13 protein-coding genes are annotated in these 16,053 nt (G+C 73.0%); all 13 read left to right on the forward strand.

The window, feature by feature from the left end:
* Positions 1-178: 178 nt before the first annotated feature.
* The gene (locus ABT170_RS14020; protein WP_351867470.1) at positions 179-2,110 is read left to right on the forward strand and encodes an ATP-binding cassette domain-containing protein; all 1,932 of its coding nucleotides are present in this window, start codon (positions 179-181) and stop codon (positions 2,108-2,110) included.
* A 70-nt stretch (positions 2,111-2,180) separates the two neighbouring features.
* Positions 2,181-3,650, forward strand: coding sequence for an NUDIX hydrolase (locus tag ABT170_RS14025; protein WP_351867006.1), 1,470 nt, complete (start codon positions 2,181-2,183; stop codon positions 3,648-3,650).
* A gap of 102 nt (positions 3,651-3,752) precedes the next feature.
* A complete protein-coding gene (locus ABT170_RS14030) occupies positions 3,753-5,126 on the forward strand; it encodes an MFS transporter (RefSeq protein WP_351867009.1) in 1,374 nt (457 codons plus the stop codon).
* A 17-nt stretch (positions 5,127-5,143) separates the two neighbouring features.
* Positions 5,144-6,445 carry a methyltransferase domain-containing protein gene (locus ABT170_RS14035; protein ID WP_351867012.1) on the forward strand — a complete coding sequence of 434 codons (1,302 nt, stop codon included), beginning with the start codon at positions 5,144-5,146 and terminating at the stop codon, positions 6,443-6,445.
* A 23-nt stretch (positions 6,446-6,468) separates the two neighbouring features.
* Entirely contained in the window at positions 6,469-7,077 is a 609-nt protein-coding gene (locus ABT170_RS14040) for a response regulator transcription factor (protein WP_351867015.1), read from the forward strand.
* Positions 7,078-7,233: 156 nt separating this feature from the next.
* Positions 7,234-7,662, forward strand: coding sequence for an HIT family protein (locus ABT170_RS14045; RefSeq protein WP_351867018.1), 429 nt, complete (start codon positions 7,234-7,236; stop codon positions 7,660-7,662).
* A complete protein-coding gene (locus ABT170_RS14050) occupies positions 7,659-8,495 on the forward strand; it encodes a class I SAM-dependent methyltransferase (protein WP_351867021.1) in 837 nt (278 codons plus the stop codon). The genes ABT170_RS14045 and ABT170_RS14050 overlap by 4 nt, the downstream gene beginning before the upstream one ends.
* A complete protein-coding gene (locus ABT170_RS14055) occupies positions 8,492-9,874 on the forward strand; it encodes a phosphotransferase (protein WP_351867024.1) in 1,383 nt (460 codons plus the stop codon). Before ABT170_RS14050 ends, ABT170_RS14055 begins: the two co-directional genes overlap by 4 nt.
* Positions 9,875-9,915: 41 nt before the next feature.
* Positions 9,916-12,288: a methyltransferase, FxLD system gene (gene fxlM / locus ABT170_RS14060; RefSeq protein WP_351867027.1), complete on the forward strand. Its 2,373-nt coding sequence runs from the start codon at positions 9,916-9,918 to the stop codon at positions 12,286-12,288.
* Positions 12,285-13,151 (forward strand): hypothetical protein, encoded by an 867-nt coding sequence (locus tag ABT170_RS14065; protein WP_351867030.1) that lies wholly within the window; start codon positions 12,285-12,287, stop codon positions 13,149-13,151. The genes fxlM and ABT170_RS14065 overlap by 4 nt, the downstream gene beginning before the upstream one ends.
* A gap of 33 nt (positions 13,152-13,184) precedes the next feature.
* Positions 13,185-14,069, forward strand: a complete 885-nt coding sequence (locus tag ABT170_RS14070) for a glycosyltransferase family 2 protein (protein WP_351867033.1) — start codon at positions 13,185-13,187, stop codon at positions 14,067-14,069.
* A 41-nt stretch (positions 14,070-14,110) separates the two neighbouring features.
* Positions 14,111-14,887: a PIG-L deacetylase family protein gene (locus tag ABT170_RS14075; RefSeq protein ID WP_351867036.1), complete on the forward strand. Its 777-nt coding sequence runs from the start codon at positions 14,111-14,113 to the stop codon at positions 14,885-14,887.
* A gap of 45 nt (positions 14,888-14,932) precedes the next feature.
* Positions 14,933-16,036: an NUDIX hydrolase gene (locus ABT170_RS14080; RefSeq protein WP_351867039.1), complete on the forward strand. Its 1,104-nt coding sequence runs from the start codon at positions 14,933-14,935 to the stop codon at positions 16,034-16,036.
* Positions 16,037-16,053 lie beyond the last annotated feature (17 nt).

The following is a 16,053-nucleotide window of genomic DNA, read 5'->3' on the forward strand; positions in this document are numbered from 1 at the left end:
AGGAACAGGTGCTCGAAATCCTGCGGCGTCGTTGAACACGGCGACGCCACCGCCACGTCCACGAGGGGGGAACACATTGACGCCAGTCGAACCAGACAGCGACAAGAGCGCGAGCGGCCCGAAGGCCGAAGCCACGGACAACATCTCGGACGCCGAGCGGGAGCTGTACGGGGGCCGGCTGCGCTACGACCAGTCCTACGTCCGGCACGAAGGCCCGCTGACGCGACTGAAGTTCGGGCACATGGCGGCCGCGCTCCCGCACATGGTGGGCATGGTGCTGCGCACCGGCTGGAAGGCGGACCGGCGCGCGCTGATGGGCGTGGTAGCGGCCGAGCTCGGGCAGGGCGTGACGGCCGCGTGGGGCCTGGTGGCGGTCAACGGCGTCCTCGCGCAGCTATTCGCCGACGGTCCGACCGTGGACAAGCTCCGCGACGCTCTGCCTTCCCTAGTCGTACTCGCGGTCGCGGCGGTGGCCGGCGCCGTGCTGTCGGCGTGGTCGACGGCGATGTCGGGGCGGCTGGAGCCGCAGGTGGAGCGGGCGGTCTCCGCCCGCTACTACAGGGCCGTCACCGGTGTGGAGGTGGAGGCGACCGAGCGGCCGGAGGTCCAGCGGGTCCTGGAGGCGGGGAAGTTCGGCACGGACTCGGCCCGCAGCATGCTGAGGCTGTCGGTCGGCGTCGGCAACGTGGTGATCGGCATGGCGGCGGCCGCGGTCGTGCTCGCGGCGCTGCACTGGACGCTGTTGCCGATGCTGCTGGCGATCGCCCTGCCCAAGGGGTGGGGCGCGGTCCGTTCCGCGCGCCGGGACTACCTCTCCCGGATGAACTGGGTCGACCACCGCCGGGCGATCGCGTCCCTGCTGGCCTACCTGACCCGCCCGCACGCCGCCGGGGAGCTGCGGGTGCACGCCGCCGGCACGAAGCTGCTGTCCAGCTACGAGGAGATGTCGCGGCAGACGGAGGCGGAGCAGCGGCGCCTGGCCCGGGCGCAGGCGTCGACGGACCTGGTCGCGGGCGGGTTCGCCGGTGTGGCGTCGCTGGCCTGCTACGGGGTGCTGTGGTGGCTGCTGTCGACCGGTGGTCTGCCGCTCGCCGTCGGCGGGACGGCGGTGATCGCCATCCGTACGTCGACGGCGCGGCTCACGTCGCTGGTTCAGCAGGTCAACCGGCTGTACGAGGAACTGCTGTTCCTCACCGACACCGAGGACGCCATCAAGGTGGCAGGCGAGAACGCGATCCCGCTCACCGGTACGCCGCTGCCCGCACCCGTGCGGGAGGTGAGGACGGAGGCGGTCTCCTTCACCTATCCGGGCGCCGACGGCCCCTCCCTGAAGGGCGTGAGCGTGCGCGTGCCGCGGGGGAAGGTGACGGCCCTGGTGGGTGCGAACGGCTCGGGGAAGACCACCCTCACGAAGGTGCTGGCCGGACTGCTGCTCCCTGCCGAGGGGGACGTGTGGTGGGTGGGCGAGTCGGGCGAGCGGGTCGAGCTGCGTGAGGCCGACCGCACCCAGATCTTCGCCGAAGTCGGTCTGCTGGCACAGGACTTCCCGCGCTGGGAGATGACGGCGGCCGCCAACGTGGCCATCGGTGCCGGCGACCGTCCCCGCGACATGGACCGCGTCCGCCTGGCAGCCGGCGAGGCGGGCGTGCTGGAGCTGGTCGAGGGCTTGCCGCACGGCTGGGACTCGATCGTGTTCAAGGGGTACGAGCGCGGTGTCCAGCTCTCTGGCGGGCAGTGGCAGAAGCTGGGGTCCGCTCGAACAAGGTACCGGCAGGCGCCGTTCCTGCTGGTCGACGAGCCGACCAGCGCCCTCGATCCCCATGCGGAGATCGCCGCGTTCGAGGGGCTGTGGTCCCTGGCCGAGGAGGGGTACGCGGTCGTGCTCGTCACCCACCGGCTCGCCGCGACCATGCACGCCGACCACATCTACGTCCTCGATCAGGGCAGCGTCGTCGAGGACGGCACCCACGAGGTCCTGATGTCCCGCACGGGCGGCTTGTACCAGGGGATGTTCACCGCCCAGGCCGCCCAGTACGGGATCGCGACCGCATCCGACGGCGTTCCCGGCCCCCGCAGCGCCCAGCCGTCCGGCCACGAGACGGCGCCCTGATCCACCCGAGCTCCACCCCCCAGCCTGCCCGCGACCCAGCCCCCACGACTTCGAAGGCGAGACGACGCCCATGTCCCCCAGCTCCACCGCGATCCGCAGGACCGTCGAGGCGTACCTCGGCCGGCACCCCGGCGAGCGTGACGCCCTGGCCGGGCTCCTCGCCTTGCTGGACCGGCCCGTCGACGCGACCGCCCGGACGACGCTGCCCGGGCACGTCACGTGCAGCGCCGTCATCATCGACCGGCAGGGCCGGGTCCTGCACATCCGGCACCGGGCCACCGGCGGTCTCATGCTCACCCCAGGAGGCCACACCGAGCCCGAGGACCGGACCCTGCTCACCTCGGCGCTGCGCGAGGCGGCGGAGGAGACCGGGATCGCGCCGGGCGCCCTGTGCCTGACCCGGCAGATGCTCGGCTCTCCGATCGACATCGACTTCCACGACATCGACGCCAGCCCCTCCAAGGGCGAACCGGCCCACCGCCACTACGACTTCCGCTACGTCTTCTACCTCGCCGGCGAGGAACCGCCCGCGATCGTGTTGCAGGACGAGGAGGTGTCCGGCGCCCAGTGGATCCCGCAGCCGGAGGTCACCTCGCCCACGCTGCGTGCGAAACTCCTCGCCGCGAACCTGGACGGCAGGCCGGAGCCGGTGAACGCGTCCGCTCTGATCCACGACGGGGCCGGCCGGTACCTGCTCCATCTGCGTGACCACAAGCCCGGCATCATCTGGCAGTCGGGGGCGTTCGCCCTCCTCGGCGGCGGCCGTACCCACGACGACCAGAGCCTTGAGGGCACGCTGCTGCGGGAGCTGTCCGAGGAGGTGCCCGACCTCCGCCTCGAGGACGTGAAGCCCTACGCCGTGGAGGCTGCCACCAGCGTCGACGGCCTCAGCGTCCCGGTCCGGGTCTTCACCGGCCGGTGGCGCGGCAACCCCGACCGTATCCGACTGCACGAAGGTGTGCTTCTGCGCTGGTTCGCGGTCGACGAACTGGACCGGCTGCGCCTGAGCCCGGCCACCCGGGACCTGATCCGTCGGCACGCGGCCGAGAATCCCCCGGGCAGCGAGCCGGCCGTGGCGCCCCCCGTGTGGGACGGCGGCAGCCGGGTGGTGCTGAACGGTGTCGGAGTCCACCTCCACCTCGAAGACGCCGAAGGCCGGGTGCTTCTCGGCCTGCGGCACCCCGAGTCGAAGTACGCGGGCGACACCTGGCACTACCTCGCCGGGCGGTGCGAGCAGGAGTCCGCGCTCTCCTGCCTGGTCCGCGAGGCGTGGGAGGAAGCAGGGCTGGTCATCGACCCCGCGGACGTGGAGCTCGCGCACGTCGTCCACGTCGTCGACACCCCGGGCAGCCTGCCCCTGATGCAGCTCATCTTCCGGGCTCGCCGGTGGGAGGGCACCCCCGAGGTACGCGAGTCCGACAAGTGCCTGACCTGGCGGTGGTGGCCGCGTGACGAGCTGCCGGACCCGATCGTCTCCTACACCCGCACGGCCATCACCGCGATCTCCGAAGGCCACCTCTATTCCCAGCTGGGCTGGTGAGCAGGGTGAGCACACCCGCCGGTAGCGCACCCAGCCGACGGGCCCAGACCGAGCCCTCGCACCTCAAGCGGGAGCGCCTGGCGGAGCCGAAGGAGGTACTGCGTGCCGCCCTCCACTGAGCCCCCCTCCGCCACCGGCACTTCGCTGTGGCGGCACCGGGACTTCCGCCGGTACCTGACCGGCCAGGCCGCGAGCGTGGCCGGCAGCTCGATCACGCAGATGGCGCTACCGGTGCTGGCCGTGCTCCACCTGGACGCGACCACCGCCCAGGTCGCCTGGCTGGCGTTCCTCGGACAACTCCCTCCCGCCCTGCTCGCCCTGCACGCCGGCGCGCTCGCCGACCGGCACTCCAAACGCCGGCAGATGATCACCGGCGACCTGGTCAGCGCCGCGGTACTCGCCACCGTGCCGGTGGCCGCCGCGCTGGGCACCCTGACCCTGACGCAGCTCATGATCGTCGCCGTGGTGCAAGGGGCGGCGAGCGTCCTCCACGACGCGGCGGCCATCAGCCTGCTGCCCAGCCTCGTCGACCCGTCCTTGATCCAGCGGAGCAACAGCCGCGTCGGCGCCCTGTTCGCGGTCGCCGCGACCGCCGGAAGCCACCTCGGCGCCGCGCTGACCGCGCTGCTCGGCCCCGCCCGGGCCCTGCTCGGCGACGTCGGCTCCTACCTGATCAGCGCCGTGTGCACCGCCAGAATCCAGACCGCCGAACCCACCGGCGCCCGCACGAAGTCCCGCCGGCTGCGCAGTGAGATCGGCGAAGGTCTGCGGTATGTGCGCGGCGATGACCGGCTGTGGACCCTGACCCTGGTCAACGCCACGACGTCGTTCGCACTCGGGCTGCTCAACACCCTGTGGGCCCTGTACCTACTGCGGTCCCTGACGATGAGCGCGACCGCGTTCGGTGTGGTGCTGGGCCTCGGCGCGCTGGGCGCGGCCGCCGGAGCGCTCACCGCCCCGGCGTTGGCCCGCCGGTACGGGCCGGGGCCGATGATGCTGGCCGCGCTCGCGATCACCCCGCTGACCCAGCTCCCGCTGCTGCTCGCCTCCCCCGGCCGTGCCTGGCAGATCACGATCGGGGCGGCACTGTTCCTGCAGCTCGCCTGCGCCGGTGCCGCGGGCACCACCCAGCGATCCATCCGCCAGATCGTCACCACGGCCGGGATGCAGGCGCGGATGCAGGCAGTGAGCACCTGGCTGACGTCCGGCGCCCGGCCCGTGGCCGCGCTCCTCGCCGGCGCACTGGGCACATGGCTCGGTGTCCGGCCTGCCCTGACCGCCGGAACCCTCCTGCTGCTCGTCCCGCTCGTCGTCCTCGCCCGCTCCCCGATCCGCGCCCTACGGCAGATGCCGGACCCGCCCGCCACCACCCTGCCATCGCCTCCCGCAGCCCGGACCGCCCCTCCCACCGTGCCCACTGCAGCGTGCACGGACGACGCACCGCACGACCGCTCACTGGGAGGCGATGCCTCGTGAACCAGGTGCCGAACTCGATGGCGACTCCAGCTGCCGCACCACCCGATCCCCTGGAGAAACCCGTGCTGACCGATAACACCGTGCCCGCCGCGCCCCTCCTTCCGCCGCAGTCCGCCGCCGACACCTCCGAGACTGCGGCGGCCCGGGCGGCGATGGTCGCCCGGCTCGAGGAGAGCGGAGAGCTCGGCCGCGGTCCCGTGCGAGAGGCTCTGCTCGCACTGCCACGCGAGATCCTGCTCCCGCACGCGTACGTCCGGGTCAGCGGCCCTGGCGCGGACCCGATCGACTGGCGCCTCCTCGACGGCTCCCACCCCGACGACCGTCAGGAGTGGCTCGAGCTGATCCACAGCAACGAGTCGATCCTGCTCCAGCGCGACGGCGAACCCCTCGACGCTCTCCCCCGCGGGCCGATCACCGGCGGACACATGACGTCCATGTCCACCTACACCCCCGCCACGGTCGAAGCCCTTCAAGCCATGGAACTCGATTCCGGGCAGCGGTATCTGGAGCTCGGGCCGGGCCCCGGCGTTTCCCTCGCACTCGCCGCCGCCATCACCGGCCCCGGACTCGCCACCGGCGTGGAGCGGGACGGACCCATGGCGGCCTTCGCCCAGCGGAACCTGGACCACCTTGGCGTCGGTGCGGTGGTGATCGAGGGTGACGCGCTCGAAGGGCACGAGGCGAGGGCGCCCTACGACCGGATCCACTCCGGCATCGGCGTCCCCTGCGTTCCGGAGCCGTGGGTGGAACAACTCGCACCGGGCGGCCGGCTGCTCACCACGCTCGCGACCCGTACGCCGAGCTGGCCCGGACAACTCCTCGTCACCCGCACCGCGGCCGGCACGGTCGAGGCGGTCCTGCGGGGCCGGCCGCGCGGGTACCGGCCCCTGCTCGGCTACCGGTGGCTCAACGCCCTGGACCACCGCGCCCGCATCAAGGACGACCCCGGCACGGAACGGTCCACGCGGCTCGCGCCGCCGCCGGACGACGCTTTCGGCTTCTGGCTCGCCGCCGCCTACCTCGCCCCCGGTCTGGTCCGGGACTTCCAGGCCGAGACGATGACGATCGTCGCGCCCGAGGACGACTCCTGGGCCGTGGCCGGCCCGGGCGACGGCACCGTCCGAGTCCATGGGCCGCGTGATGTGTGGGCCGAACTTGAGGATCTCCACGCTCGCTGGGAGCAGGCCGGACGGCCCGAGTGGTACCGGGTCGACCTCCGCGACAGCTCCGGGGTCCAGTACGTCACCGCCGGCGCGGGCCCGAAGGCCCTGGCATGGACGCTTCCTCCGCTCGCAGCCGTGCCCCGGCGGGCGCCGTGACCGCGCCTTCTCGGATCGCCGTCATGCTGCACGCCCCGGACCCCATCTGCCGGGCGGGGGTGGTCAGCCTGCTCAGGCCCCGCCCCGAGATCACCCTCGTCGACGCCGCCGGACCTGCCGTGGACACCCAGGTCGCGCTGATCGTCACCGACGCCGTCGAGGAGGCGACGCTGCGTCTGCTGCGGGAGATCAAGCACACGAGCACGGCACGGTCCGTGCTCGTCGTGGCGGACATCGACGAGACGAAGCTGATCGACGCGGCCGAGTGCGGCCTCGCCGGTCTCCTGCGTCGCGCCGAGGCGACGCCGGACCGACTCGTCCAGGCCATCACGACGGCCGCTCGCGGTGACGGATATCTGCCGGACGACCTCGTCAACGGCGTGCTGGAGGCGTTCAGCCGCCTGCGGGCGCGCCTGCCCGGCCCCGTCGAGCAGCGGCTGACCGAGCTGAGTGACCGCGAGGTCGACATCCTGCGGTGCCTGGCCGACGGCCTCGACACAGCGGAGACCGCCCAGAAGGTCGGCTACGCCGAACGCACCGTCAAACACGTCATCCACGGCCTGCAGACCCGGCTGCAGCTGAAGAACCGGGCGCATCTGGTCGCCTTCGCCTACCAGCACGGCTACCTCTGACAGGCCCCGCCCCCACCGCCCCACCAGCCGCACAACAACAAGGAGTTACGGGTGCCCCAGCCACCAAGCCCTCTTGACCCCCAAGCGGTCAGCCCCGCCGCGCCGTCCGGCTGGCCCGAGACCTTCCTCCGCCATCGCGCCGGCGACGGATGCCCCATGTGCGCGAACGACTACTCCGCGGACGACATCGGCTGGGGCCTCCTGCTCCGCCGCGGTGAAGTGGCCAACGCCTACCTGTGGCGAAGCGGACGCCTGCGCGGCTACTGCGTCCTCATCCACCGGGGTGCCCCGCACGCGGCCGAGCCCACCGATCTGTCCGAAGCCGACGCCGCTGCCTACTGGCGCGACACCCTCGCGCTCGGCAGAGCCCTGACGGCCTTCTACGAACCGATCAAGCTGAACTTCTCCACGCTCGGCAACGTCGTACCCCATCTGCACAGCCACATCTGCCCCCGGTACGCCGGTGACACCGACCCGGCGCCGGGCGGGCCACTGCCCTGGGACGTCCTCGACAGCGGGCGCCAGATCGAGGCACAGCTACAGGCCGACGCCGATGCGCTGCGGAAACTGCTGGAGGACGCATGACCACCCCACCGCACAACGAGCCCAAGGAACTGTTCACGTCGACGGCGGCGGACTACGCCCGCCACCGGCCCGGCATCCCGCCGGAGGCCGTCTCGCTCCTCGCCGACACGATGCGGAGAGCCGACCGCCCGGCCCTCCTGGACCTCGGCTCCGGCACGGGCCAGGTGCCTGCCGCTCTGCTCCCTGCCGTTCCCCGGATCGACCGCGTGGACCTGGTCGACTCGGACCAGGACATGCTCCGCCAGGCCACCGCCACTCTCGAACCCCTTCTGGGCGGCCGTCCGGCCGGCTTCCACCTGGTGGCGGCCGAGGACTTCACGCCCCCGTTCGACGGCTACCGGGCGGACCTGATCACCTGCGCGCGGTCCTTCCACTGGATGGACCGGTCCGCCGTCCTGAAGATGGCCGACCGTGCCACCGCTCCCGAGGCCACGGTGGCGATCATGGGGGACGGCAGCCTGTGGACCTACCGGGCGGACTGGACGGCCGCACTCAAGCTCCTGATCCAGTCCTACCTGGGCGAGGAGCGCCGCGCGGGCACGGGCGGCGTGTATGCCGGACCGGGCCAGCGGTACGAGGACGACCTCACCGCATCGCCGTTCAGCCAGGTCACCGAGCGCCGATTCCCTGTCCGCCGTGTTTGGAGGCCGGCTCAGGTCCTCGGCTACCTGCGCAGCACGAGTTTCGCCCGCCCGGACCTCTTCGGCGACCGCCACGGCCGTTTCGAAGCCGAAGCCCTGGAGCTGCTGGAGCGGCACAGCGAGCCCGGCGGCCTTGTCGAGGACGCGGTGTTCACCGTGCTGCTCGCGCGCCGCCCCGGCGGTGACGCGTGAGCGGCACCCAGCGGCACACCGAGCCGCTCGACGTCCACCTGCTCGCCGTACGCGACGGCGCGGCGGGACCCGAGGTGCTGCTATCCCGGCGGGCCGGGAACGTGTACGCGCCGGGCTGCTGGCATCTCGTGTCCGGGCACTTGGATGGCCCGTGGGAGGACATGGTCACCGCCCTGGTGCGCGAGGCCCGGGAGGAGTCCGGCGTCGTCATCGACCCGGCCGATGTCAGGGCGGCCGTCACCGTGCACCACCGCGCCCCCGCCGGCGGCGCCCGGCTCGGGGTGTTCTTCGAGGTGAAGCGGTGGGAGGGCACCCCCGAGGTCATGGAGCACCATGTGTGCGACGCCATGGGGTGGTTCTCCTTCGACGCCCTGCCGGAGCCGATGGTGGCGTACTGCCGGGCCGGGTTGGATGCCTACCGGGCCGGCGCGCGGATGGCCGTGCACTTCCAGGAGCCCGGCGACCCGATCGCCTACGACCGGTCCGTCGACCGGCTGGTCCTGGTCCCCGAACCTGCCGCGCGCAGCGCGGTCCCGGAGCAGGCGGTGCGCACGTTCGCCGAGCAGGCGGTCGGGCGGATCACCGCGTGGACGGACGTGTCCTGGGCGAGGGAGCAGAGCCGTGTCTGGCGGGCGGTCGGCGCCGAGGGCGGCGAGTGGTACGTCAAGATCCACCAGAACGACAACTTCCACCATCGTGAAGTGGACGCCCTCCGCAGCTGGGTCCCCGGCCTCGGAGCGGCCGCACCCCGGCTGGTGGCCGCCGACCCCACGCTGCGGGCCGTCGTGCTCACCGCGGTAGGCGGCCGAACCCTGCACGGCGCCGTCCACCCGCCCGAGCAGCAGCGCCGCGTCTTCCACCGCATCGGGCAGCTCGCGGCGGCCATCCATCACAGCGCCCCACCCCAGCCCGCCGCGGACGTCCTGGCGCTGGGGAAGCTGGAGCGGCACCTGGCCGGCGCCCTGCCCCACCTCGCGCCCGGCGACGAGAAGTTCATCCGCGCCACCGCCGAGCAGGCCACCGCCCTGGCCCCCTTGCAGAAGGTGCCCACACACGGTGACTTCCAGCTCCGCAACCTGCGCTGGGACGAGAGTGCCGACACCCTCTACGTCATCGACTTCGAACGGTCGGAACCTGGCCCGGCCGTGAGGGACTTCGTACGGCTCTCCGACGCCTGGCACGGCCGGCCCGACCTCCTCCAGGCCGTGATGGACGGTTACGGCCGCACCTTCACCCCGGAAGAAGAGGCCCAGCTCACGGTCCTGTCCGTCCTCGACGCCGTCTCCGGCATCTCCTACGGCACCGCCTACGGCGATCCCGAGCTGGTCGAGCGCGGCCTGCGCACCCTGGCCCGGCTGCGCACCGAACAGCACCCCTGATCCCCACCCCACCGACCACGACCACGAGGAGCAGCACGTTGATGTACACAGCCCGCGAGGAGTGGGAGCAGCACTACGGAGAGGGGAAGGGGTGGCGTCTGCTCGGTGAGCGCGAACAGCAGCTCCTTGCCGTGCACGCCCCGGTCCCCGAGGGCGGGGGCCGGGCCCTGGATGTGGGCTGCGGGACCGGGGAGCTGGCCGCCCACCTGGCCGGCGCCGGCTACACCGTGGACGCTGTCGACCTCACGGACAGCGCGATCGCCCGAGCCCACGACGAGCACGCCGACGTCGACGGCGTGCGCTGGCTGCAGCTGGACATCGAGCGCGACGACCCGGCCCCACTGCACGAGGAGGGGTACGACCTGATCACGATGCGGCTGGTGTACCCGTTCGTGGGGGATCGCGGCCGGGTCGTTCACGGGCTGGGCGAGCGGCTGCGCGACGGCGGCGCACTCGTCGTCATCACCCCGACCGTCGAGAACACCCCTGCTGAGCGGCGTGGGATCGCCCTGGACGAGGACGAGATCACGCTGCTCGGTGCCGGCTGGAAGACGGTGGAGCGTGCGGACGCGGACGGCCTGGCCTTCCTGGTCCTGCGCGGGCCGTGCCACCTCGACACCCGGGCCGTGGAGAAGCGGCCGACCACCGGCCACGCCCTGACCGGCGCCCTCGCCGTCGTCACCGACGACGCCGGCCGGGTCCTGCTGGGCCGCTCCCGGCGCGGCATGCTCGAGCTGCCCGGCGGCAAGACCACCGGCCCGGAGGACTTCGCCACGGCAGCGGTGCGCGAACTCGCGGAGGAAACCGGCCTGGTCGCCGAGCCGGCCGACGCGCACGTGGTGACGATGCTGGCCGACGACAGCCACGGCGTCCCGCGGCTCACGGCCGTCGTCCGCATCACCACCTGGACGGGCACTCTGGCCAACCCGGAACCGAAGCTGTTCGACCGGTGGGAGTTCTACGACCTCCACGCCCTCGCCTGCGTCGGGGACGTGTTCGCCCCAGCCGCTCTCGCGCTCGACGCCGTGTGGCCCGGCATCCTTCCCAGCCTGCCGCCGGCGACCTCCTACCTCATCGCCGCCGACCAGCCGCCCGTGGCAGGGGAACCGGCGGAGGCCGCCAGGCTGCGCGCGTCGATGACCCAGATGGTCATCGACGGCGGCTGGGCACCCTCGGAGCGCGTCCGGGACGCACTGCGGGCCGTGCCCCGGCACCGCTTCGCCCCCGAGGTGAACCTCGCGGCCGCGTACGACGGCGGCGACCGGGCCGTCATCACCCGCTACGACGAGACCGGAAGGGCGATCAGCTCGGTGTCCGCGGCCTGGCTCCAGGCCGACATGATCGAGCACCTGGGCCTGGAGCCGGGCGCGGTCGTGTTCGAGGCAGGATCCGGCGGCTACAACGCCGAGCTGATCGCCCACGTCACCGGACCCGACGGGCGCGTGGTCACCGTCGACATCGACCCGTGGGTCGTGCGCCGCACCCGCCGGTTCCTCACGGAGGCCGGCAGCGGACGCGTCACCTCCGTCGAAGCCGACGCCGCTCTCGGCGCGCCCGGGCACCTCGTGCCGCGCGGTGGCTTCGACGCCAGCATGATCACCTACAACTGCTGGGACATCGCCCCGGCCTGGCGGGAGCAGCTGGCCGAGGGCGGCTGCCTGGTCCTGCCGCTGGAGATGGGCGGCTACACCCGGGCGGTCACCTTCGAACGGCGCGGCCAGGTACTGCACGCCCGTCACTTCACCTACTGCGGTTTCGTCCGCGACCAAGGACAACAGGCCCGCAGCATTCCGGTCGTCCCCCTCCTCGACGGGGGCCTGACTCTGCGCTTCGAGCACGGCACGGCGGCCGAGACGACGGGCCTGGAGGAGGCGCTGCGCGGGCCGCGGCACGAGGTCGCCACCGGCATCACGATGGGGGCGACGAACTCCTACTTCGGTTCCCTTCAGCTGTACGCGGCCACCACCCTGCCGGGCTTCTGCCGCCTGGCCTCCCACCAGGAACCCGAGGAGGGCGTGACCGGCATCGCGAAGGACCGCGACGCCCCCGCGATCGTCGGCGACGCCTCGCTCGCCTACCTGGTCCACGTCCAGACCACGGACGGCGACAGCCCGCAGGGCAAGGCGTGGGAATGGGTCGTCCACGCCTTCGGCGCGCAGGGCCCCGAGCTCGCCGAGCGGCTGGCGGCCACGGTCCGGGCCTGGGACCGACACATCCGCGCCGACGACAACGACCAGCACGCCGATCCCGTTCTGATGGTCCACCCGGCCGGCACGCCCGACGATGCGCTGCCCGCCGGCGACGTCCTGGACAAGGAGCACTGCCGTCTGGTCTTCCGGTGGCCGGGGCGTGACGTGGTGCTGCCCGGGCCCGTTGAGCGGCCTGAGGCCGCGGTCGTGGCGGAGGGGGTGTGACGGTGGAACGGGCCGTGCAGGAGGCGATGTTCGTCGCTCCGGCGGAGCGAGACGAGCGGGAGCGCATGCGGCGCGCGCACGCGGCCGCCGCGCAGCAGCTCCAGGTGTCCGCGTCGGGGCCGGAGGTGTGGGGGTGGCAGGGCCGCACCCTGGGGCGCCGGGCCGGGGACTGCTGGCTGCGCATCGTCTCCGCCGAGGTGGACAAAGCGGGCGGACGGCTGTGGGAGGGGACGGCGACCGCGGACACGCACGTGCCCCGGTCGGTACCGCGGCCGCGGCTTCGCGGCGTCCTCGACTGGACCTTCCGGGACGCCGCGTTCCGGGCGGAGCTCACCGAGTACGTGTCCGTCCCGCCGGTCACCAGCGGCACTCCCGCCCTCGACCAGGACATCGCTCTGCCCGACTCGTGGTGGGCGGAGCTGAAGTCCGCGCTCGGCGCGCTCGCGACGGTGCCCACCTGCCGGGAGTCGGTACGACAGAACTGGGTCGACCGGAACCTCCGCCGCTTCCTCGGCATCGACCCCGTCCGTATCCGCGAGACGACGACCGGGCACGCCGATCTGCACTGGGCGAACCTCACCCGCGCGCCCCTGGTCCTGCTCGACTGGGAGAACTGGGGCCGCCTGCCCGTCGGCTACGACCTGGGTCTGCTCCACGCGTACTCGCTGGCCGCACCGGCGACCGCCGCCCGGCTCCGGCACGAGTTCGCCGACGTCCTCGACACGGACGCCGGCCGGACCGGGGAGCTCATCGCCCTCGGGCAACTCCTCCAAGCGTGCTCCCGGGGCGTCCACCCTCACCTCGCCCCGCTCATCGCCCGCCAGGCCGAGCACCTCACCGGCATGCCCGTCCCCACGCCCTGACCACTGCCCGGCCCCGACGGCCTGGAGGAACCCATGCCCCGCCCACGCGTCGACGTCGTCGTGCTGACCATGAACGACCGCCCTGCCGAGGAAGCAGCCGCGCAGGCGACGCTTCTTGCCCAGAACGGCGTCGACGTGCGGGTGGTGGTGGTCGGAAACGGCTGCAAGCCCGAGGTCGTGCCACCCGGTGCGCTCACCGTGTCCCTGCCCGAGAACATCGGAATCCCCGGCGGGCGCAACGCCGGCGCCGCCGCGCTGCGCGACGCGGGCGATCTGGCCGACTGGCTCTACTTCCTCGACAACGACGCCAGCTTCCCCCGCCCCGAGGTCCTGGCCCGACTCGTCGCCGAAGCCGAGCAGCACCCACAAGCCGCCTGGGTACAGCCCCGGCTGACCGGCCCGGACGATGCGACCACGCCACGCCGCTGGGTCCCCCGGCTGCGCGCCTCCAACCCGGAGCGGCCGGGGAAGGTCGCCTCGATGACCGAAGGCGTCGTCCTGATCCGGCGCGACGCCTTCGACGCAGTGGGCGGCTGGGAAGATCAACTCTTTCTATATCACGAAGGGTTCGACCTGGCCTGGCGGCTGTACGAGGCGGGCTGGAGCGGCTGGTACGCGGCCTCGATCCGCATGCACCACCCACTCACCGAACCCGCCCGCCACGCGCTGTACCACCGGCTCGCCGCCCGCAACAGGATCTGGATCGCCTACCGCAACCTCCCCGCCCCCCTCATCCCCGTCTACCTGAGCGTGTGGACCACGATCACCCTGGCCCGGGCCGTGCACGGTGGCGGACTCGGCCAGACACTGCGCGGCATGCGGGAAGGGTGGACGTCCCGGCGTACCCAGCGGCGGCGTCCGATGAGCTGGCGCACCGTCCACCGGCTCACCGCCGCCGGGCGGCCGCCGATCATCTGACCCCTTCGCCCCGTCCGCCACGTCAAGGAGTCCTCTTCGCCATGAACCAGCCGTCTGTGCCCTCACTGATGGGGGCGTTCGCCCATCCCGACGACGAGAGTCTGCTGGCCGGCGGTGTGCTCGCGCAGCACCACGCCGCCGGCGCCCGCACCTGCGTCGTCACCACCACCTGGGCACCGACGAGCCACCGCGCCCCCGAACTCGCCGACGCCCTCGCAGTTCTTGGGGCCGGGGCACCGCGGCTACTCGGCTACGCCGACGCCCGCAACCCCGCCTCCACACCCGGCGGCGGCGTACGCCTCGTCGACGCGCCCCTCGACGAAGCCGTCGGCCGCCTGGTCGCACACATCCGCGAGTTCCGACCCGACATCGTGGTCGGCCACGACGCCCTGGGCCAACTCACGGGCCACCCGGACCACCGGCGCGCCCACCAGATCACCCTCCTCGCCGTCGAAGCGGCCGCCCTGCCGCACCTGCACCCCGACGCCGGAGAGCCCTGGCAGCCCGCCGCGCTGTACGCGGCCACGCACTCGGAATCCGGGATGGGCCGGCTCGGCCCGCTCCTTCAGAGCGTGGGCAAAACGCTCCTCGCGGTACCGGACGCCTACGTGACCACGACCGTCGACGTCTCACCCTGGGCCGCGGTGAAGTGGGAGGCGATCTGCGCCCACCGCAGCGAGGCCGCCCGCCCGCGACCCCTACCCGGCCTGCTCGCCCGCCTGCCCGAACCGGAACGCAACGAGATCATCAACACCGAGCAGTTCACCCGGCTCTCCCCCGGCCCCGCTCCGGGCGACCCACACCAGCTCGTCGCCTGACCTGCCCACCGTCCGCATGGCCCCGCCCGCACGACCGGAGACGAGATGACCACCACGCCCTCCCCTGACGCTCCGCCCGGCACGTCGATGACCGATGCGGAGTACGGGGCCTTACGCGCCTCGGCCGCCCTGTGGGCCGGGACGTCCGTACTGATCACCGACGAGCGCGGCCGGGTCCTGATCCAGCGCGTCGACTACCGCACGACCTGCCTCCTGCCGGGCGGCGCCGTCGACACGAACGAGTCCCCGGCCCAGGGAGCCTCGCGGGAACTGTGCGAGGAGCTCGGCGTCACCAGGACCGTCGACCGCGGGCTCGCCGTGGACTGGGTCAGCGCCGACAGCCTCAACGCGCCCGCCGCCATGCGCTTCCCCGGCGAGATCCTGCACGTCTACGACGGCGGCACGTGGAACGACGAGCAGATCGCCGCCATCCAGCTGCCCGACCGCGAGATCACCTCCGTCGAGTTCGTCGAACCCGCCCAACTCCCGGACCTGATGTCCCCCGGCGACGCCCGCCGGGCCCTGTCCGCCCTGCGCGCCCGCATCAACTCCGCCGGCCCCGCCCTGCTGGAAAACGGCCTCCCGATCGCCCCCACCGTCCTGGACCGGGCCGGCGCCCTTCGCACCGCCCGCGCCCGGCACCACCTCCCCTTCCACACCGGCCCCGCCCCGGAGCAGCTCTCGGTGGCTCAGGTCTGGGGATGGCTGCTGGGACCCGACGGCCGAGCCCTGGTGCTGCTGGAACCGGACACGGGCGCGGCCTGCCTGCCCGGCGGCACCCCCGAACCCCCGGACCTCGGCAACCCGCTCGTAACACTGCGCCGGGAGGTGCGCGAGGAAGCCGCGGCCGAGTTCGGCGAACCGCTGTTCCTCGGCCACCTCTCCGACCCCGACAAGCCGTACGCCCGCCTCCGCTACGCCGCGCCCCTCACCCGTTTGGGCCCGCCACCCGTCGACCCGGCCACCGGCCGCACCCACATCCGGGTCCTGGCGACACCCGAGCAGGCCCTGGAGCTCTTCGACTGGGGACCCCCGGCGGCCGGCCAGCTCGCCGCCGTCCACCAGGCCCGAGCACGGCTCGGGATCCCCCGTGCTGCGCGGCAGCCCCTCACCGAACTGCCGGACGCCACCGACCTCACCCTCTCGTAGCCCGCCCCGGCCCATCT

The sequence above is a fragment of the Streptomyces sp. NPDC001787 genome, from assembly GCF_040297465.1.
GTDB lineage: Bacteria > Actinomycetota > Actinomycetes > Streptomycetales > Streptomycetaceae > Streptomyces.

Coding starts and splice junctions, on each gene's coding strand:
- ABT170_RS14025 (WP_351867006.1), top strand. CDS start 2,181: ATGTCCCCCAGCTCCACCGCGATCCGCAGGACCGTCGAGGCGTACCTC.
- ABT170_RS14035 (WP_351867012.1), top strand. CDS start 5,144: ATGGCGACTCCAGCTGCCGCACCACCCGATCCCCTGGAGAAACCCGTG.
- ABT170_RS14040 (WP_351867015.1), top strand. CDS start 6,469: ATGCTGCACGCCCCGGACCCCATCTGCCGGGCGGGGGTGGTCAGCCTG.
- ABT170_RS14045 (WP_351867018.1), top strand. CDS start 7,234: ATGTGCGCGAACGACTACTCCGCGGACGACATCGGCTGGGGCCTCCTG.
- ABT170_RS14050 (WP_351867021.1), top strand. CDS start 7,659: ATGACCACCCCACCGCACAACGAGCCCAAGGAACTGTTCACGTCGACG.
- fxlM (WP_351867027.1), top strand. CDS start 9,916: ATGTACACAGCCCGCGAGGAGTGGGAGCAGCACTACGGAGAGGGGAAG.
- ABT170_RS14070 (WP_351867033.1), top strand. CDS start 13,185: ATGCCCCGCCCACGCGTCGACGTCGTCGTGCTGACCATGAACGACCGC.
- ABT170_RS14075 (WP_351867036.1), top strand. CDS start 14,111: ATGAACCAGCCGTCTGTGCCCTCACTGATGGGGGCGTTCGCCCATCCC.
- ABT170_RS14080 (WP_351867039.1), top strand. CDS start 14,933: ATGACCACCACGCCCTCCCCTGACGCTCCGCCCGGCACGTCGATGACC.